The sequence below is a fragment of the Acutalibacter sp. 1XD8-33 genome (genome assembly GCF_003612555.1).
Taxonomy (GTDB): domain Bacteria; phylum Bacillota; class Clostridia; order Oscillospirales; family Acutalibacteraceae; genus Acutalibacter.
This window is the reverse complement of the sequence record NZ_RAZF01000003.1, coordinates 241,621-260,259: the sequence shown is the minus strand read 5'-3', so window position 1 is coordinate 260,259 and position 18,639 is coordinate 241,621. Positions and strand designations below refer to the sequence as shown.

Below are 18,639 nucleotides of genomic sequence, written 5' to 3'. Positions count from 1 at the left end.
AAACTCATATACATCATACGGGGAGATTTTATTTTTTCAAAGTTCAAATTTCATTCTCTATAGGAATGCTTGTGAAGTATTGGGCAGATTGTATAGTAAACGCACTTGAAAATCGGTACTTACCGATTTTCAAGCTGGGCAGCTGCGCTGCCTGGTTCAAAAGAGGTATTCTCCTTCTTTTGAACTGGGTTAACTATACATCTTAATGAGCATAAAAGCAAGGGCAAAAGCTAAGAAGCCGTGCCAATAGGCGTTTATATTCCCCTTTTCGGCAAATTCAGCCGGGAAACGGTGTTGTGAAAACTTGCCAATCGCCAGATTGCCGGCGTTTTCACGCCTTGCTCCCCACTGAATTTGCTCGAAAATCGCAACACAAATCCTATCGATAAAGCTTCTAAGATGTGGTGTGGCTTTTTCTCATGTGTTAGTTGGAGCGTGTTACAATTAGCCACACATGGACTTAAAATAAATCCGTGATTTTGTGTTTGAAATTTGCTATAATATCCGCAGGAGATTTCAGTAGAGCCAAATCTGCGTAGCAGATTTACAAATCGCGAAAGCGATTTGGCAAGACGCAAAGCGGCTTGTGGCTATGCTATAATAGTCTCAAAGTATAAAATCAGGAGTGACACAAATGGAAAACCAAAAGCTCGCCAACTGGAAGATACCCAAGCTCCTATGGTCTCTGGCGTTCCCCGCCATTTGCGCCCAGATTGTGACCCTGCTCTACAACCTGGTAGACCGTATCTACATCGGTCAGATGCAGGACGGTGCCATCGCCATGGCGGCCATCGGCATCTGTGCGCCCATTGTCACGGTTGTGACGGCCTTCACCGGGATGTTTGGGCGTGGTGGCTCGCCTCATGCGGCTATTCACATGGGTAAGCAGGACAACCGGACCGCCGAGAAGTTTCTGGGTAACAGCCTCTCTATGCTGCTGATTACCTCGGCGCTCATCACCGCAGGGGTGTTGGCGCTCAAGTCCCCCATCTTGCGCGTTTTCGGGGCAAGCGACCAGACCTTGCCCTATGCCGACAGCTACCTTACTATCTATATTATAGGCACCATCTTCGTGCAAATCACTGTTGGCATGAATTACTACATCACCAGCCAGGGCTTTGCCAAGACCGCCATGATCACCACCATGCTGGGCGCGGTGCTGAATATGGCGCTGGACCCGCTGTTTATCTTTGCCATGAACATGGGCGTGGCAGGGGCGGCGCTGGCTACGGTTATCAGCCAATTTGCGTCCTTCGTGTGGGTGCTCTTGTTCCTGATGGGGAAAAAGCCCACCCTGCGCATCAGGCGGGAGAACCTGCGGCCCGACTGGAAAATCCTCAGGCAAATTATCATCCTGGGCTCCGCGCCCTTCTTCATGAGCGCCTCGGAAGGGGTGCTGCACGTGTGTTTCAACCGGCAGGTCTACGCCTACGGCGGGGATTTAGCCGTGGGGGCTATGACGATTCTCTTTTCCATGTTCCAGTTCGTGCTGCTGCCAGTGGAGGGCGTGGCCCAAGGCTCCCAGCCTATTATCGGGTACAACTACGGTTCAAGGGCCTACCACCGGGTGCGGGCTACCATCAAGCTGGCGCTGACCGCAAACTCCATCTTCACCGTTATTGTCACGGCGATTGTGGTGATTTTCCCGGAGCTGTTTATCCGTGTCTTCAACTCCGACCCAGAGTTAGTAGAGCTGGGCGGCAGAATGCTGCAAATCTACATCTTCGGCGTGTTTACCACTGGGGCCAACTCCACCTTCCAGCAAACCTACAACTCTCTGGGCGAGGGAGGAAAATCGTTCTTCTTCGCGTTTTACCGCAAGGTGATTTTGCTGATTCCCCTGATTTATGTTCTGCCGAATATTTTTAGCTGGGGTGTATTTGCCGTTGTACTGGCCGAGCCGGTTTCGGACATTCTCACAGCTGTTACCAATGCGGCCTACTTTCGGCGGTTCATCAGGAAAAAGCTGCCGGTAACAGAAGATCAAACTCAGGTGAAGGAGGAGAAAGGCTATGCGTGAAACCAGCTGCGAATGTATTGTAGAGAAGCTACGGACCACAGCAAGAGCACGGAAGAGCGGCCTTAGCTGCCCGGACGCCGTACTAGAAGCCTATCGGAGCGAACGGGGCGGAAAATTTCCAGCGGCGGTGGAGCTGGCGGGGGAACTGCCGGGGCTTCTGGGAGAGCCAATGCTATGTGATGTGTCCGCTGTCACCTTCGCTATCATTGTCGGGCTTGCAAGGTATAGTGTGTTACAACCTGGAAACGCAGCCGGAAAAATCGGAGATTTTGCGGGAATAATCTTCCAACTAATTTTTACTACGGTGCAAACAACTGGTATCCCACTCTATGCAAAACGGCAAGCCTGATTTGCAGTTTTGCCGCTCCCTGGAAACTGGCGTCATCACCATGAACAACGAGGTTATCTGCAAAATTAGCTCTCAGTACGACATGAAGATCGACGATGAACATATTGCCAATGTCTTCCAGGGTAAAGAGGAGTACCTTCCCGATGAGGTGAAGGAGGAAATTTATAACGTCGCTCGTCTCCATGCCAACGATATCCAAAACCAGCTCTGAGAGCTTCAGGTTGACCTCCGCTCCAACCCGGCCATCTTCACTGGGGGTGGCAGCATCCTCTTGCAATCATATTTAGGCGAGTCCCCGCTGGCTGGTAAGGCAGAGTTCATCGACTCTCCCCATGATAATACCGCCGGCTATGAAATGCTGGGGAAAAACAGCTGGCCCGGTCGAGAGGGTAAGCGTATGTGCAAGAATGGGAAGTAAAGGCGCGCACTATGTGCGGCAAAGAACAGGAGCGGGACGAGTTAAGGGCGAGGTTTACTAAGTGGATGGAGGTTTTGGCATACAGAATCAGGAGAAATTATTTGCGGGATGGTAACAGAAATCCATTATCTATACCATTGGATAGAGTTTCGGAGGAACAGTTCGCGCAGGCCTTCGCCAAGCTCCCGGCCATGAAAAAGCAGATGCTTACCATGCTGTTTGTCCTTGAGATGGAGCCGGAAAAAATAGCGAGTAAACTTGGCTGTACGGTACAGAATGTGTACAATCAACGCTCGCTGGTCCTCAAACAGCTCCGCCAGGGGGTGACAGGCACGACCAAGGAAGAGTTGTACTGCCCTGACTGAGGCCGTTGCTGGAGATATTGAGGCTCTGGCTGATATTGTAGAACTGTATATGACGCTAATCGACTATTATAGTTGTGTTGACGGTAAGCTGGATGAAGATTTGCGGCACTCCATTCTGCTTCATCTCCTCGAAAAAATTCCCAAATTTGAAATCTGAGAAAAATTTTTTGATAGGACGATTAGATTTTCGCACTTCAAAATGTCTTTATTATATGAAGGTATTTCTCCATGCCCCTTGTGCCTTGACAATTTCACAGTCTGACCCGGTACATATCCCTGTGGGCGAGCGGCTATCCACCAGAGGTGGTCAAGAGTAGATATGAGGCGCCGCCCCAATGCGACACCCCTGCAGAAGATATGGGAGAACCGACCACTCCGCAATCTGTTAGCTACGGACGCCGGGGAAGATTTTTTCGGTTGTAAGATTTTAGTCTGCGGCGTGTAGCAGTTGTGAAAAAAAACAAGCGCCTGCGGAGAGATATTCGCACATTCAAAGAAAGCTGCGGTAATCTTATGCAAAACATTTAGAAGCAAGCGGTTAACCTAAAAAGTGATAATCTTGAAAAGGTTCCTATTTACTTAAAAATGACTCTTGCGATTCGTAAGGCAGCAGAATACAGTAACATAGGTATAAATAAAATAGATTCTATGCTAAAACAGCCGAACTGTACCTTTGTTCTTTACGTAGGTACACGTAAGTTAGTAAAATGCCGGGAGTTTGAGGAGTATATTCACACAAAGCTGGTAATTTGAAATTAGGAAGCGGGGCTGCGCAATTTCCACGGTGTTCTCCCGCCTTTTTTAAGCCGGTGCGCACCAAAATCTTTAGTATACCTTGAAAATCCAAAGAGATATATGCTATAATGAACTGTCACTTTGGACTCGTTCACAATAAGTAGGAATGCGCCTTGTGAAAGGAGTTCATCGTACGGGAAAAGATCTAAAAGGCAGAGCATGCGGGAAAAGCCTCTGCCAAAGAAAGGACGAAAAATACACTGCACGTTTCAGCGGAAAGGATGGTCGACGCCATGAAAAGCATTTTGACCCCCTTCCAGAAGCACGAAACTGGCTTGCCGATGCACAATATGAGAGTCGGCATGGCATCGTACTAGCAGAACGTGATATGACGGTAGACGGATGGTTTATCTACTGAATTGAAAACCTGATTTGTGACCTTGCCCCTAATACTATAAGAAACTATAGGGAACGCTATGACGACAACATGCAGCCTATCTTAGGTAATATGGCTATTTCCGATGGGAAACCAATATGTTGCAAAACGGTTTAAAATCGTATGGAGCTTAACTATGCCGGTTCAACCATACGGCAAACATATATAGCCATGGGAGCTATGTTTTAAGCTGTTCTGATAAATGACATTATCGTAAAGCATCCGATGGATGGCGTCAGATATACTAAGCCGGTTAGGGCAGTAGATGACATCAAATTTCTAAGCGTTGAGGAACAGATAAAATTTCTGGAGGCTGCAAAAAAATCTCATAACTACCGTCAGTACGCATTGCTGCTGGAAACCGGTCTGCGCACGCCGGAAATGATTGGTCTTACTTGGAATATCATTGACTGGGAAAAGCATACCCTGACCGTGAACAAAACATTGGAGTGCCGGCACAAACAAGGTTACTGGCGTGCAGGTCCGTCCAAAACAGAGAAAAGATACAGGACAACACCGCTGACCGACAGTGCATACTCCATTTTGCAGGAATGTTACTTGGAGCGTGAATTCAGAAAAGAGTCAGAAATCCTTTCCCAGATTTTGGAGTATATCGATAGGCGGACAGATGAGATAAAATACTTAATAATGCGTGACCCCGTATTCATAAATTGGAGGACAGGGGAGCTCCCAAAAACAGTTCCTACGATACCTACCTCTATAAGCTGTGTGACGACGCTGGTATGAAACGGTTCTGTATGCACTCATTAAGGCACACATACGCAACTTGCGCTGTTGAAAGCGGTATGCCGCCCAAAGTCCTCCAAAAGCTGCTGGGCCATGCGAGTATCAAGACGACCATGGGTAGATATGTTCATGTCACAGATGACTCTATGGCAGACGCTGTCCGCCAGTTTGAGTTGTCTCGCACCAAATCCCCATAACATATTGGTGCGGAAATGGCGCGGAAAGAAAAGGAAGTACTAAAATCCCTAGAAAACAAAGGAGAAGTGAAGATATATGAAACTAGGAATCGTCGGCCTGCCAAATGTGGGAAAAAGCACGCTGTTCAACGCAATTACCAACGCGGGAGCCCAGTCCGCCAACTACCCTTTCTGTACGATCGAGCCGAACGTAGGCGTGGTAGCGGTGCCAGACAAAAGACTGGACAGGCTGGCAGAGATGTATCAGCCCAACAAATTCACCCCCGCCACCATCGAATTTGTGGATATCGCGGGACTAGTCCGGGGCGCCTCAAAAGGCGAGGGCCTGGGCAATAAATTTCTGGCCAATATCCGGGAAGTGGACGCGGTTGTCCATGTGGTGCGCTGCTTCGAGGATGGGGACATCATCCATGTGGAGGGCAGCATTGATCCGGTCCGGGACATCGAAACCATTGACCTGGAGCTGATTCTTTCTGACATCGAGGTGCTGGACAGACGCATTGACAAGACCCGGAAGCTATTGAAGGCGGACAAGAAATACCAGGCAGAGCTGGACTTTTTTCTGCGGCTGCGGGAAGCTCTGGAAGGTGGCCGGTCTGCCCGAAGCATGGAGTGTGGCGAGGAGGAACGGGAGCTGATGAACTCGGTATCCCTGCTGACCAATAAGCCGGTCATTTTCGCCGCTAATTTAAGCGAAGAGGATTTTAAGGCTGGCGTGGAGGGCAATCCCTTTTTCCAGGCGGTAGAAGCTGCGGCGGAGAAAGAGCATGCTGCCGTGCTGCCCATCTGCGCGGAGATGGAAGCGGAGATTTCCGGCCTGGAACCGGAGGACAAGGCCCTGTTTTTAGGGGATCTGGGCCTCAGCGAGTCCAGTCTGGATCGTTTGATTACCGCTTGCTATTCCCTGCTGGGGCTGATTTCCTATCTCACTGCCGGCAAGGATGAGGTTCGGGCCTGGACCATCCAAAAGGGCACGAAAGCGCCTCAGGCCGCTGGAAAAATTCACACCGACTTTGAGAGGGGATTTATCCGAGCGGAGGTAATCGGGTTTCAGGACCTGATGGAATCCGGCTCTATGGTCTCCGCCAAGGAAAAGGGTCTGGTGCGCTCAGAAGGAAAAGAGTATGTAATGCAGGATGGAGATATCGTATTGTTCCGGTTTAATGTCTGATATAGTAAACACACTTGAAAATCAGCATTTACCGATTTTCAAGCTGGGCGGCTACGCCGCCTGGTTCAAAAGAGGTAGAGTACCTCTTTTGAACTGCGTTAACTATACAATTTCCTATCAGGAAAAAGTTGCAAATTCTGGGAGTTACCGCTTGCGGGCAGTAGCTCCTTTTGTCGTTTATCCCCTACTTTACTTAAACCGAACAAGGGCGGCATAGCCGAAGCCATACCGCCCCCGAAACATCAAGGATACTTTTTTTCATCTCCTCCCTCGGAAAACCGGAGGGAGTTTCTATTTACATGACGCTTAGTCCTCGCCGTTTTCCGCCTTGGACTGTTCGATCACCTTTTGGGCCACGTTGGCCGGGGCCTCCTCATAGCGTTCGAACTCAAAGGTAAAGCTGCCCCGTCCCTGGGTGCTTTGGCGGACGAAAGTGCTGAAATCATGCATCTCTGCCATAGGCGCCTCGGCCTCTACCGTCTGACGGCCCGCGCCGGCGGGCTCCATGCCCAAAACCCGGCCCCGACGTTTGTTCACCTCGCCCATGACGTCGCCCATGTTTCCGTCAGGCACAGTGGCCTTCAAGTGGCCGATGGGCTCCAGAAGCACCGGGCCCGCCTTTGGCATACCTGCCTTATAGGCCAGACTGGCCGCAGTCTTAAAGGCCATTTCGCTGGAATCCACCGGGTGATAGGAGCCATCGTACAGCACTGCGGAGAGACCCACCACCGGATATCCGGCCAGGGGCCCCTTGAGAATGCATTCCCGCAGGCCTTTTTCCACCGCCGGGAAGAAACCCTTGGGTACCGAGCCGCCTACCACGCGCTCACCAAACTCCAGGCCCTCGCTGTCGCAGGGAGAAAACTCAATCCACACATCGCCGAACTGGCCATGGCCGCCGGTCTGCTTCTTGTGCCGGCCCTGGACCTGCACGGTTTTGCGGATGGTCTCCCGGTAGGGCACTTTGGGCTCCTTCAGGGTGACTTCCACACCAAACTTTGTTTTCAGCTTGGTGATCGCCACATCCAGGTGTTGCTCGCCCAGACCGCTGATAATCAACTCGTGGGTTTCGTTGTTAGTAGAGAAGCGCAGGGTGGGGTCCTCCTCGGAAAGGCGCAACATTCCCTGGGCCACTTTATCCTCTTCTCCCTTCTTCTTGGGCACAATTGCCATAGAAAGGGCGGTTGTGGGATACTCAACGCCTTCCAGAGTCACTTTCCGTGCGGGAGAGCACAGGGTATCGCCGGTATTGGTGGTGGAGAGCTTGGGCACCGCGCCAATGTCTCCCGCGCCAATAAACTTTACGTCCTCCTGCCTTTTACCGGTGAGCATGACCGTCTTGCCAACCCGCTCTGCGGCTCCGGTACGCATATTAATAAGCTGGGACTCTGTGGAGATCTTGCCAGACACCACTTTGATATAGGAGAGCTTGCCAATGAAGGGGTCCGCCACCGTCTTGAATACAATCGCCGCCGCAGCGCCATCGCTGCTTACCGTAAGCTCTAGCGGGTTGCCATCGGGGTCCATGCCGATTTCTCCAGCCTTTTCAGCCGCGGAGGGGGCCAGCCAGGCCAGGCCGTCCAAAAACTGCTCCATGCCCCGCATGAGCATGGCGTCGCCACAGAATACAGGAGAAATCGCGCCGGACTTTACGCCCTTGCTCACGCCCACGATCACTTCTTCCGGGGTGAACTCCTCGCCTGCGAAGTATTTCTCAAAGAGGGCGTCATCCGTTTCGGCTACGGCCTCGCAGATGGCGGTGCGCAAGCCCTCCAGCCTGTCTCCCATATCCGGCAGGGGCACCTGCACGGGTTTGCCGCCGGAATAGTCATAGGCCCGGTACTCCAGCAGGTTTATGTAGATGTTCGCCTGATCCCCTTCGATGAAGGGCACCACCACCGGGCAGACAGAAGGGCCGAACTGAGCTTTCAAGTCCTCAAACACCCGGTAGAACCGGGCGCTTTCGTCGCACAGACCGTTGACGAAGAAGATCTTGGAAAGCCCCCGTTTCTCCGCCGCTGCCACGGCCTTTTCAGTGCCCACAGAAGGACCGTCCTTGCCGGAAACTACGATCAGCGCCGTGTCTGCGGCGCGCATGGCCTCACAGACTCCGCCCTCAAAATCGAACAGGCCGGGGGCGTCCAGCAGGTTGATCTTCTTGCCCTTCCACTCCAGAGGGGCTACCGCAGCCGAAATAGAGGCCTTTCTGCGGATTTCCTCTGGGTCATAGTCGCATACAGTATTGCCGTCGCCCACTTTGCCACGGCGGTCCGAAGCTCCCGCCAGATACAGCATGGCCTCGCCAAGAGTGGTTTTTCCCGCGCCGCCGTGGCCCGCTACAGCCAGGTTAATGATGTTTTTTTCCTGGTATTGGTTCATACGAATTGCCCCTTCCACAGGCTCCGGGAAATTTTCTTGGCGGTTTCGCCAAGGCCCTTCGCCATGTATTATTAAATTTGCACAAGTTTTATCACAAGGCTCCTTTTAATTATAAACTATTCATCAGAGAAATTCAACTGCTTTTTTCTGCGAAAGCTCATTTTTTGGAATTACAGCTTCGTATGGCTCAAAAGTATACTTTCTGAGAGACAGATGGCTACGCACACGACATCTCAAAAAGTATTAAGAGTTTTGAAGCAAAGGTCTATATCATGAAAGGAAGGCAAAAAGAGAAGAGTAATGTGGGAATGAAAAAAGATGACTTTTCTCAGCGAAAAGTCATCTTGGCAGGGGGGAAATGCTTTTGCCTCGGGGCTATTCTTCTCCTTCTAGAACAGCCTGGGGATTCAGATAAGAAGAGTCTCGGCGGACCTCCAGGTGGAGGTGGGCTTGGTCGGCAGATTCGGCGGGTACGGCAGTGACAGTTCCAATGGCCTGGCCCATGGACACCACGTCGCCGGGGGAGCAGAGATAGTTTTCTCCCAACCCGCAGTAATAAAACAGGTATTCTCCGTGTTCGACAACCATCACGTTGCCCAGCATGTTGTCGGTATAGGTTTCCTTCACCATACCGTTGCCGCAGGCCAACACCTGCTCGCCGCTCTCGGCAGAGAGGTCCATGCCCGCGTGAACCCGCCAGTCCTTCATGGTAGAGGAGTAGACTGGCGCGCCCGCGCTGTAGGCCTTGGACACTTCCTTGGAACTCAAGGGGTAGATCATCTCCCCGCTGATCTCATAGAGGGGGGCGTTGACAGGCACCTGGGGCTCCTCGCCGGAGGTTTCCTCTCCGGTTTGGGTGTCCTGGGGGTCCGCGCTGGGAGCGGGAGTGGGGGCGGAGGGCCGGGGTTTGGGTGTGGCAGACGGCGATTCTGAGGGCTTCACCGCTGTATAGGGACGGGTGCTTGGAGCGGGGGTTTTGGGAGCGGGGCTCCGGGGGGCCTCCGGGTCATCGCTTCCCGGGTTCTCTTGGGAAGAGCCGGACGCTCCGGAGGAGGTGCTGGAGCCGGGGTCGCCGTTGGCCGCAATGTACCCCTGCACCGCGTCAAAGGTGCTCCAGGCCGCAATGCCTACCGCTACCAGGCAGACCGCCAGGGCAAGATAGAAGCCGTTGCGCCGGGCCTTATTTTCAGAAAAGCGTTTTCCATTCATAGACTATGCTTCCTTTCAGAGGTTTTCGGTCAACGGTATTTTGGCCGGAAAGGCAAAGCATTATGCAGGGCGTGGGAGAAGATTCCCGGGGAAAACGCAAAAACGGAACGAGCCAGCCGAAGCCAGCCCGTTTCCGTTTTGCTTGAGGGGTATTATTGAGGAGGGTAGAACATGTATCTCAAGAAAAGGTGCGGTCCATTTCTTTCGAGTACATGCTTATTATAGCCCAAACTTCCCTGGGAGTTGTTAAAGTGCTGTGAATAAACCTTAAAGAAATCCAGGGGAATTTGTGAACCTTCTGTTTTGAAGAGCTCTGGAAATTTTTTCAAACATTCGTTTTACTTTTCCTGGAGAATGTGGTATAATGGACACAACGCCAAGGGAGCGCAAGGAGAAAGCCCGGCCTCGTTGTGTCTCATGAGTTTTCTCCCATCGCGCGAGGCGCTCGCTTCGCTACGCAAGCCTCCGGCGATTCAGGGGTTCCACCCCTGAAAACCCCGCAGCCTTTGAAAAGGCTGGCGAAATTTTTACGCTGGTTGGCTGAGTGCATAAAGGTTGACTAGGGTAAAAATTTCGTCCACCTTTAAAAAGGTGGCGTGGTGTGGAGCGGAGCTCCATGGTCCTGCCGGAGAACGCGTTTCTGTGCGTTCGGAGGCCACACAGTACTACTCTCAGAAAAGGAAACGATATAGGAGGAAAAGCAATGGCTCGTTTAACAGAAAGCCAACAAAAGGTATATGATTTTCTGGTGAAAACCATGCCCAGCGGGGTCCCTCCCACTGTGCGGGAGATCTGTACAGCCACGGGCTTGCGTTCCACCTCTACCGTCCATGCCCACCTGAAAACCCTGGAGAAGCTGGGCTATATCAATAGAGAGGTGGGACTGAACCGGGCCATTCGCATTGAGGGCAGCCAGCCAGCCGCGCAGGTGCCTATTCTAGGCCGGGTCACAGCCGGGATTCCCATTCTGGCGGTGGAGGATATCGAGGGCTATATCCCCTTTCCTCAAAAGGAAGGCAAGGAGCTGTTTGCCCTGCATGTGGTGGGCCTGAGTATGAGGGACGCGGGAATCCTGGATGGGGATTTTGTGGTGGCAGAGCGGGTTCCCACTGCCGATGATGGGGATATTGTGGTGGCCATGATTGAGGACGAGGCCACAGTCAAACGCTTGTACCGGGAACCGGACAGAATACGCCTGCAGCCGGAAAATCCGGATTTCGAGCCGATTTACAGCGACCAGGTGTCGCTGCTGGGCAGAGTGATCGCAGTGGTGAGGTACTACTGACGGAGGTAGTCCAGCAGGGGGAGGAGGCTTTCCCTGCTGGTTTTGTCGAAGGAATGCTGGATGTTTTGAAGCATGACCTTTTCCTTAGAGGAATCCGCGTGGGCCTTGAGCATTTTCCGGAATCCCGCCATAAGCAGCTTGTCTTTTAGGCACATCTGCTTATAGTTCAGCCCTCCTTGCAGATAGAAGGGTTTTATTGCGCGAAGTTCCTCCGGGGTAAAGTTCTCCCGTTCCAGGCGGTGGACGTCAGGGGCATCGGGCGGCATGGCTCCCGTGAAGAACACGGCCAGCCTTTTGCCCCGAAGCTTCTGGGCCTGCTTTTTGAACCAGTCCAATTTTCGTATTTTTCCTACATAGCATCCTGAACCGAAGGCGATGGCTTGATATTGGCTGAGATCCACAGTGTTCCGCTCTGAAAAGGGGACGCAGTCGCACCGAAGCTCTTCCTGAAGCCATTGGGCATATTGACGGGTGAAGCCGGTCTTTGAGCAGTATAGTATGATGGTTTTCATAGTGATTCTCCTTTTTTAGATTGGGTAAGAACATCAAAGGGCGTAGAGCTAGCCGGGAAGCTGGATTTGCTGGGACTGAAACAGCCGAATGTGGTCCAGCAGCCGGGGACGGGCTTCTTCCCAGTCTGGGCAGAGATTCAGCAGAAGGAACACTCCGCCGTAAAACTCCAGGGCCAGTGCATGGGGATCTGCCTGTTGGAGAATGCCCCGTTCCATCAGCCCGGAAAAGATGGCCGACTGGATTTTCAGCGGATACTGGCAGTAAAGCTGCTGGTAGAGGGATCCCATCTGGGAGTCGTCAAACTGGTTGAGGGTAAGCAGCCGTCGAAAGCGGGTGTTCCAGGGGTCTTGAAAGAAATAAGCGAATACCTCCAGCAGAGTTTCCTCCAGCTGGGGGCTTTTTTGCTGAAAGGGGGAAAGGTCCTCTTCCGGAGAAAAAGGCAGGCCGTGGTTGTGATAGTATTCTTCTGCCTTTTGCCAGCAGATATCCACAACAGCCTGGAAAATCTCCTTTTTCCCAGCAAAATGGTTATATAAGGAGCTTTCGCGAATGCCTACGGCTCCGGCGATGTCCCTGACGGATACCGCGTGATACCCTCTCTGGGAGAACAGCTCTAGGGCTTCCCAGAGGATTCTTTCTTTGGTATTCATAGACGCCTCCTTAGGAGGGAATAAGCGATGGCGAGCAATCGATAGTTTATATATTGTACTATCAATCGTTCGCTTTGTCAAGTAAAAAACAGACGGGGGATTCCCGCCTGCCAAATACTATAGAGCCGTACCCTTTTTAGGGACAAATAACCCGGCCGTATCCGCGCCTTCCAGCTTTAAAAGCCAGACTTTCTTTTCAATGCCTCCGGCGTAGCCGGTAAGGCTTCCGCTGGCTCCCACTACACGGTGGCAGGGGATGATAATAGAAATGGGGTTGTGGCTCACCGCGCTGCCTACTGCCTGGCTGGCTGAACTAGCCCCTAATTCCCTAGCGATAGCGCCATAAGTGGCCGTCTGGCCATAGGGGATGCGGAGAAGAGCATTCCAGACTTTTTCGCGGAAGAGGCTTCCTATAGGGGCGAGAGGTAATTGGGAAGCGGCAGGCTTTTCTCCGGAAAAGTACTGGCCCAGCCAACCCTGGGTTTGGCGGAAGATCGGGAGGCCGTCTTGCCGTTCCGCCCCGCCTAGGATGGAGCCTCCGAAATATTTCTGGCCTTCCAGCCAGAGGCCGGCCAGCGCGGCGCCATTGCTGGCCAGGGTAATTTTTCCCAGAGGGGAAGGAACTTCGGTATAACAAATCATGGAATTCATGCCTCCCATTGATATTTTTTCATATCGACGCAGCCGTTGGACTGGAATTCCACGCCCTCAGCCTCCAAAAGCGATTTCTGCTGGAACCAGCCGGGGGCGGTACGGCCCGCGTGGTTTACCACTCGGTGGCAGGGGTAGTCTCCGTAAAACTCTGCCCGGCTGAGGATCTTTCCCACAAGACGGGCGTTTTTCTCCCGACCGGTGAGGCGGGCGATCTGGCCATAGCTGGCTACGGTTCCTGGGGGGATTTCTTCCACTACGGATAGAATTTCGTAAACAAGACTGTCGTCCATTGGGCGCCTCCTGATTTTGTGATAGATCTAGTATAAACGGGAAGAGGGAAAATTGTCAATCAATTTTGGCGCGCTTCCAGGGAAACTCTAATGATGGTTCCCCGAAAAATGGCTCTTGCATTTTTTCGGGGAACGTGGTATACTATTTCCATATTGACTGCAAAGAGGTGAAACAGAGCGATGAAAGAGAATATACATCCCGACTATCAGGAGACCACGATCACCTGCGCCTGTGGGAACGTGATCCATACCCGTTCCACAAAGAAGGACATCAAAGTCGAAATATGTTCCAAATGCCACCCGTTCTTTACGGGCAAACAGAAGCTGGTGGACACCAGTGGCCGGGTGGACATGTTTAAGAAGCGTTATGGCCTGAAGTAGTCTGGCGGAACGCCTTCAAAGGATTTTCTTAGAGGGAAAGGTTTGCCGGATTCGGCTTAGATACGGCGAAAAACTGATACGGAAGGACGGCGTGTAAAAGCGCCGTCTTTTTGTGGTTGGTCTGATGCCAACGCCCCGCGCCGGCGGCTGCGCCGCCGCGGCGGACGGCTTTGCCGTCCGGCAGGCCCCGCGAAGCGGGGCGCGCGGGGCTAGTAGAAGGGGGAAGATCCTGCTTTCAGGAAAAAGGAGAAATCCGGAGAAAATACAACGAAAGGAGCGGTACCGGGCATAAAGAGCGGATGCCTCATTCTTTATTGCGCGAGCTCTGTATCGCATGGTGATTTTTGATGGCAGAGTATATTACGGTGCGGCAGGAAGGCACGGCGGAATTTATAGAAAAGAAATCCCGGTTTATCGGTTCCTGCAAACCGGTGAAAACCGAGGAAGAGGCCCTGGCTTTTGTGGCCCAGAAGAAAAGCGAGTATTGGGACGCCTCCCACAATGTCTATGCGTATATTCTTCAAGATAGCGGCGTGCAGCGGTTTTCCGATGACGGCGAACCCCAGGGTACAGCGGGAATTCCGGTGATCGACACGCTGAAAAAGGCGGGAGTGGTGGATGCGGTGGTGGTTGCCACCCGGTATTTCGGCGGGATCCTCCTGGGAGGCGGCGGGTTAATCCGGGCCTATTCCCACACTGCCAGTATCGCCTTGGGCGCGGCGGAAAAGGTGCGCATGAAGGAGTGCCTGCTGCTGGAGCTCTCCTGTGGATACGACCACTACGGTCGGGTTCAGGGGCTTGTGCCGGAGTGTGGGGGCGTGGTGGATGGTACGGATTTTACCGACCAGGTGAAACTAAATCTGCATCTGGAGTCCCAAGCAGTGGAAGCATTGACCCGGCGTCTGGCTGACGCCACAGCAGGCCGTGGGGTGCTGGCGGAAATTGGCCGGGCATTCTATCCCTTTGAACTGTAATCAGGTTTTTTGAAAAATTTTTCCAAAGGAAAAGTATTTTTTCGGAAAACGCCGTATATACAATTGAAACGGCTTGAAAAGGGGGAGCCCGTATGACGGTAAGAGAGCAGACAGAAGAGCTGGAGCGACGGACCCTGGCTCCCTGGGCGACAAAAGCGGCGGACAGCCGGGGCAGGGAGCGCCCCGAGGAGGAGTGCCCCCTGCGCACGGCCTTTCAGCGGGACCGGGACCGGGTGATCCACTGCAAATCCTTCCGGAGGCTGAAGCACAAGACCCAGGTGTTTCTGTCCCCGGAGGGGGACCACTACCGCACCCGGCTCACCCACACCCTGGAGGTATCCCAGATTGCCCGGACCATCGCTCGGGCCCTGCGCCTGAACGAGGACCTGACCGAGGCCATCGCCCTGGCCCATGACCTGGGCCACACGCCTTTTGGCCACGCGGGGGAGCGGGCCCTGGACCAGCTGGTTCCGGGGGGCTTCCGCCACTACCGGCAGAGCCTGCGGGTGGTGGACAGGCTGGAGAAGGAGGGCCTGGGTCTCAACCTTTCCTGGGAAGTGCGGGACGGCATCCTCTGCCACACGGAGGGCCAGGAGGCCGCCACCGCCGAGGGGCGGATCGTGCGGCTGGCGGACCACATCGCCTACATCAACCACGACATCGACGACGCCATCCGGGCAGGGGTGCTCCGTGAGGAGGACATCCCCCCGCATCTCACCGGGCGGCTGGGACACTCCAAAACCCAGCGGATCACCGCGTTGATCGCCTCGGTGGTGGAGAACAGCCGGGAGAGGGAGATCGCCATGAACCCGGAGGACTACCGGGCCTATCAGGAGCTCCATGACTTCATGTTCCAGGCGGTGTACCGGAACGAGTACGCCAAGAGCGAGGAGAAGAAGGTGCCCCACATTATCGACAGCCTTTACCGGCATTTCCGGCGGGAGGAGAACCTTCCCGGCTATATGCGGGAGATTGCCCGGCGGGAGGGGGAGCACACAGCGGCCTGCGATTTTGTGGCGGGCATGAGCGACCGCTACGCTGTGGCCCAGTACAAGGAGCTGTTCATCCCCAAGGCCTGGGATAATTAGGGAGGCTCTTTTGAGAGGCTTTCGCGCGGCGAAGGGCCCAGAAGGGGGATCCGCCGGGAGTTCCGGCCTGCTTCGCGGGCGGGAGGCCTTCCCTTCGCCGGGAGCTTTGTGCGCGCTATACATAATGGTATATAATATGGCGCGAACAGGGCCTGGAGGGAGCGGATGGCTTTCGGCCCGCGGCACACCGCGCCAAGCAAGGCGAGATGAGCAGGCTAGGCTTCGCGGTGTGACATGAGTTTCCGCCCCAGCCGTGAAATGGCTGTCTTTTGCTACGCAAAAGTGCGGCGAAAACCCTGCCAAGCTGGGCGCGGGGCGCATGACGCCAAGAATGGCGAAAAGAGAGCACTTCGCGCCAATTCACCCCGCAAAAATTGCGCTCCTCAGGAGTTTAAGGTCAAGGGCAAGACCTTGGGGCGTTGCCCCAAACCCTACCAGGGGCCTAGACGCCTGAGACTTGGCTACGCCAAGTCTTGGACCGCGCAATGTGTTGGGGCTAGGTGGAAACATTATAAAACGTTCACGACGAGCAAAGCGAGGAGTGGGTAAAAGTTTCGTCCACCTTTTCAAAGGTGGCGGGAGTGTGAGGGCAGAGCCCTCACGACCTGAGAGGGGGGGGGGAGAACCGATGGCGTTTCCGCCGGAATTTCTGCGAGAGCTGGAGGACCGCAGCCGGATCGAGGAGATCGCGGCCCGGTATATGAATTTAAAGCGCCGGGGCAAGAACTTGGTGGGCCTATGCCCGTTCCACAGCGAAAAGACGCCCTCCTTCAATATTTACCCGGGAAATAACTCCTATTACTGCTTTGGATGCGGCAAGGGCGGCGGGGTGATCAACTTTGTGATGGACATTGAGCGGCTGGATTTTCTGGAGGCCGTGAAATGGCTGGCCCAGCAGGCGGGGATCCAGGTGCCGGAAAACGGCCAGGATGACAGTATGAGCCGCCTGCGGATGCGGATTCTAGAGATCAACCGGGAGGCGGGGCGGTTCTTCTATAGAACCCTCGTCTCCCCGGAGGGCCGGGCCGGGCTGGACTATTTCCGGAGCAGGGGACTGGACCCCGGGACCATCAAGCGCTTTGGTCTGGGGTATTCCCCGGAGGGGGGCTTTGCCCTGGTGAACCACCTGAAAAAGCTGGGCTATTCTAACGAGGAGATGTCCCAGGCGGACGTGGCCCGGATCTCCCAGAGGGGCAACCCCTACGACCGGTATAAGGGCCGGGTGATGTTCCCCATCTTCGACCTGCGGGGGAACGTGGTGGCCTTCGGGGGCCGGGTGCTCACCGACGAGAAGCCCAAGTACATCAACACCTCGGACACCCCGGTCTATCACAAAAGCAGCGGCCTCTTCGCCATGAATCTGGCCAAGAACACCGGCAGCTCCCAGTTGATCCTGGCCGAGGGCTATATGGACGTGATCGCCCTGCACCGGGCGGGTTTCGAGAACGCCATCGCCTCTCTGGGCACGTCCCTTACCGAGGAGCAGGCCAGGATCATCAAGCGCTACGCCGATGAGGCGGTGATCTGCTATGATTCAGACGAGGCCGGGCAGAAGGCCACCCAGCGGGCGATCCCCATCCTGAAGGACGCGGGCCTGCGGGTGAAGGTGGTGACCGTGCCCGGGGGGAAGGACCCGGACGAGTTCATGAAGCTCCACGGAAAGGACGGGCCTCTGCGCTTCAAGCAGCTTTTGGAGGGGGGCGGCACGGACGTGGAGTACCGCCTGGAAAAATTGCGGGGCCGGTATGACCTTGCCACGGAGGAGGGCCGGGTGCGGTATCTGGGTGACGCGGCGGAGCAGGTGCTCTCAAAACTGCGGGACCCCATGGAGCAGGACGTCTACGCGGGAAAGCTCTCTCAGGAGACCGGCGTGGACAAGGGGCGGATCCTGGAGACCGTGGGGCGGCTCTCCAAGCGGGAGCGGCACAAGGAGGAGAAGAAGCTGGTGCGGTCCCAGATGGAGATCGCCGGGGCCGGGCCGGGGGCCAACCCGGAGAAGAAGGACCACATGCGGGCCGCCCTGGCGGAGGAGGGGGTCATCGCCTACCTCTTCCTGCACCAGGACAAGGCGGAGGCCTTGCAGAAGCTGCTGCCCCCGGAAAAATTCGTGACAGAGTGGAACCGCAGAGTATACCGGGCGATATTGGGCAAGACTAACCTTGGCGCGGCCGGTCTGGCAGATTTTGCCGGGGAGCTGACCCCGGAGGAGATGGGGGAGCTCAGCCGGATTCTGGCCCAGCGCAGGGAAGCCCCTCCCACCGGAAGAGACGTGAAGGAGTATATTGGGATCATTCAAAGCGAGGCCGGGCACACGGGCACGGAATGGATTAAAAATACCAGTGACGAAGAGATGAAAACCTATCTTGAGGGCCTGAAGAAAAAGAAGGCGTGAAGGCGAATTGGCTGGGATACTGCGCACGCAGATGGCTGGACGCGCTCCCAAGGGCTTCCCGTCTGCTCCGCAACCGGGATAGGGGGTCTCACCTGCCGGTTCGGTCGGGTCGGTCTCCACCGGAGACCAGCGCCCCATACGTGGGGCCCCTACGCAAAACGCGGGACGTTTATGCTACCCTCCTGCGTTGTTTTCTCAGGAGTTTAAGGTCAAGAGAAAGACTGTGGAGCTCTGCTCCACACCTCGCAACCTTTGAGAAAGGTAAGATTTCGTTTCACGAAGTCTACGAAACTTTTACGGTTGTTAGGTTAGCTCGTCAAATAGCATAAAACGTTCACGACGAATGAAATGAGGAGTGACATTGCGCGGTCCAGGGGCGGAAAACT

21 protein-coding genes are annotated in these 18,639 nt (G+C 54.4%); 15 read left to right on the top strand and 6 right to left on the bottom strand.

The genetic code is table 11. The features are described 5' to 3' along the window. The first annotated feature begins 634 nt into the window (after positions 1 to 634). The 10 genes from D7X94_RS04385 (at position 635) to ychF (ending at position 6,438) form a co-directional block, all read left to right on the top strand. The gene (locus D7X94_RS04385; RefSeq protein WP_120426476.1) at positions 635 to 2,020 is read left to right on the top strand and encodes an MATE family efflux transporter; all 1,386 of its coding nucleotides are present in this window, start codon (positions 635 to 637) and stop codon (positions 2,018 to 2,020) included. Beyond that, positions 2,013 to 2,369, top strand: a complete 357-nt coding sequence (locus D7X94_RS04380) for a hypothetical protein (protein ID WP_120426475.1) — start codon at positions 2,013 to 2,015, stop codon at positions 2,367 to 2,369. The genes D7X94_RS04385 and D7X94_RS04380 overlap by 8 nt, the downstream gene beginning before the upstream one ends. A gap of 40 nt (positions 2,370 to 2,409) precedes the next feature. Then, on the top strand, positions 2,410 to 2,580 hold the full coding sequence (locus D7X94_RS18345) for a hypothetical protein (protein WP_158590890.1): 171 nt from the start codon (positions 2,410 to 2,412) through the stop codon (positions 2,578 to 2,580). Positions 2,581 to 2,798: 218 nt separating this feature from the next. Further along, positions 2,799 to 3,152 carry a sigma factor-like helix-turn-helix DNA-binding protein gene (locus tag D7X94_RS04370; RefSeq protein ID WP_147401656.1) on the top strand — a complete coding sequence of 118 codons (354 nt, stop codon included), beginning with the start codon at positions 2,799 to 2,801 and terminating at the stop codon, positions 3,150 to 3,152. A gap of 49 nt (positions 3,153 to 3,201) precedes the next feature. Beyond that, positions 3,202 to 3,309 carry a helix-turn-helix domain-containing protein gene (locus tag D7X94_RS19785; protein ID WP_442857878.1) on the top strand — a complete coding sequence of 36 codons (108 nt, stop codon included), beginning with the start codon at positions 3,202 to 3,204 and terminating at the stop codon, positions 3,307 to 3,309. Between the two features lie 416 nt (positions 3,310 to 3,725). Further along, complete coding sequence (locus D7X94_RS04360) at positions 3,726 to 3,905, top strand: excisionase (RefSeq protein ID WP_279221752.1); 180 nt, start codon at positions 3,726 to 3,728, stop codon at positions 3,903 to 3,905. 157 nt (positions 3,906 to 4,062) lie between these two features. Next, positions 4,063 to 4,305 (top strand): hypothetical protein, encoded by a 243-nt coding sequence (locus D7X94_RS18975; RefSeq protein ID WP_243111151.1) that lies wholly within the window; start codon positions 4,063 to 4,065, stop codon positions 4,303 to 4,305. 243 nt (positions 4,306 to 4,548) lie between these two features. Continuing rightward, positions 4,549 to 5,070 carry a tyrosine-type recombinase/integrase gene (locus tag D7X94_RS18970; protein WP_279221748.1) on the top strand — a complete coding sequence of 174 codons (522 nt, stop codon included), beginning with the start codon at positions 4,549 to 4,551 and terminating at the stop codon, positions 5,068 to 5,070. Beyond that, entirely contained in the window at positions 5,067 to 5,267 is a 201-nt protein-coding gene (locus tag D7X94_RS19450) for a tyrosine-type recombinase/integrase (RefSeq protein WP_279221747.1), read from the top strand. The genes D7X94_RS18970 and D7X94_RS19450 overlap by 4 nt, the downstream gene beginning before the upstream one ends. Positions 5,268 to 5,343: 76 nt before the next feature. Next, positions 5,344 to 6,438, top strand: a complete 1,095-nt coding sequence (gene ychF / locus D7X94_RS04350; protein WP_120426470.1) for a redox-regulated ATPase YchF — start codon at positions 5,344 to 5,346, stop codon at positions 6,436 to 6,438. A 306-nt stretch (positions 6,439 to 6,744) separates the two neighbouring features. Here ychF and D7X94_RS04345 read toward each other — a convergent pair whose 3' ends face one another. Then, positions 6,745 to 8,817 (bottom strand): elongation factor G, encoded by a 2,073-nt coding sequence (locus D7X94_RS04345; protein ID WP_120426469.1) that lies wholly within the window; start codon positions 8,815 to 8,817, stop codon positions 6,745 to 6,747. A gap of 375 nt (positions 8,818 to 9,192) precedes the next feature. Further along, positions 9,193 to 10,026 (bottom strand): M23 family metallopeptidase, encoded by an 834-nt coding sequence (locus tag D7X94_RS04340; protein WP_120426468.1) that lies wholly within the window; start codon positions 10,024 to 10,026, stop codon positions 9,193 to 9,195. Between the two features lie 703 nt (positions 10,027 to 10,729). Here D7X94_RS04340 and lexA point away from each other — a divergent pair. Next, complete coding sequence (lexA, locus tag D7X94_RS04335) at positions 10,730 to 11,311, top strand: transcriptional repressor LexA (protein ID WP_120426467.1); 582 nt, start codon at positions 10,730 to 10,732, stop codon at positions 11,309 to 11,311. Here lexA and D7X94_RS04330 read toward each other — a convergent pair. From D7X94_RS04330 to D7X94_RS04315, 4 genes are all read right to left on the bottom strand, one after another. Continuing rightward, positions 11,305 to 11,823: a flavodoxin domain-containing protein gene (locus tag D7X94_RS04330; protein ID WP_120426466.1), complete on the bottom strand. Its 519-nt coding sequence runs from the start codon at positions 11,821 to 11,823 to the stop codon at positions 11,305 to 11,307. The genes lexA and D7X94_RS04330 overlap by 7 nt on opposite strands. Positions 11,824 to 11,871: 48 nt before the next feature. Further along, entirely contained in the window at positions 11,872 to 12,474 is a 603-nt protein-coding gene (locus D7X94_RS04325; RefSeq protein ID WP_120426465.1) for a TetR/AcrR family transcriptional regulator, read from the bottom strand. Positions 12,475 to 12,591: 117 nt separating this feature from the next. Continuing rightward, positions 12,592 to 13,116, bottom strand: a complete 525-nt coding sequence (locus D7X94_RS04320) for a methylated-DNA--[protein]-cysteine S-methyltransferase (RefSeq protein ID WP_120426464.1) — start codon at positions 13,114 to 13,116, stop codon at positions 12,592 to 12,594. A gap of 5 nt (positions 13,117 to 13,121) precedes the next feature. Further along, the gene (locus D7X94_RS04315) at positions 13,122 to 13,418 is read right to left on the bottom strand and encodes an MGMT family protein (RefSeq protein ID WP_120426463.1); all 297 of its coding nucleotides are present in this window, start codon (positions 13,416 to 13,418) and stop codon (positions 13,122 to 13,124) included. 180 nt (positions 13,419 to 13,598) lie between these two features. On the opposite strand from D7X94_RS04315, the gene rpmE reads away from it, so the two are divergent. The 4 genes from rpmE (at position 13,599) to dnaG (ending at position 18,253) form a co-directional block, all read left to right on the top strand. After that, complete coding sequence (gene rpmE / locus D7X94_RS04310; protein WP_120426462.1) at positions 13,599 to 13,799, top strand: 50S ribosomal protein L31; 201 nt, start codon at positions 13,599 to 13,601, stop codon at positions 13,797 to 13,799. Positions 13,800 to 14,146: 347 nt separating this feature from the next. Further along, positions 14,147 to 14,773, top strand: coding sequence for a YigZ family protein (locus D7X94_RS04305; RefSeq protein WP_120426461.1), 627 nt, complete (start codon positions 14,147 to 14,149; stop codon positions 14,771 to 14,773). A gap of 92 nt (positions 14,774 to 14,865) precedes the next feature. Then, the gene (locus D7X94_RS04300; RefSeq protein WP_120426460.1) at positions 14,866 to 15,861 is read left to right on the top strand and encodes a deoxyguanosinetriphosphate triphosphohydrolase; all 996 of its coding nucleotides are present in this window, start codon (positions 14,866 to 14,868) and stop codon (positions 15,859 to 15,861) included. 628 nt (positions 15,862 to 16,489) lie between these two features. Further along, positions 16,490 to 18,253, top strand: coding sequence for a DNA primase (gene dnaG / locus D7X94_RS04295; RefSeq protein ID WP_120426459.1), 1,764 nt, complete (start codon positions 16,490 to 16,492; stop codon positions 18,251 to 18,253). Positions 18,254 to 18,639: the final 386 nt, after the last annotated feature.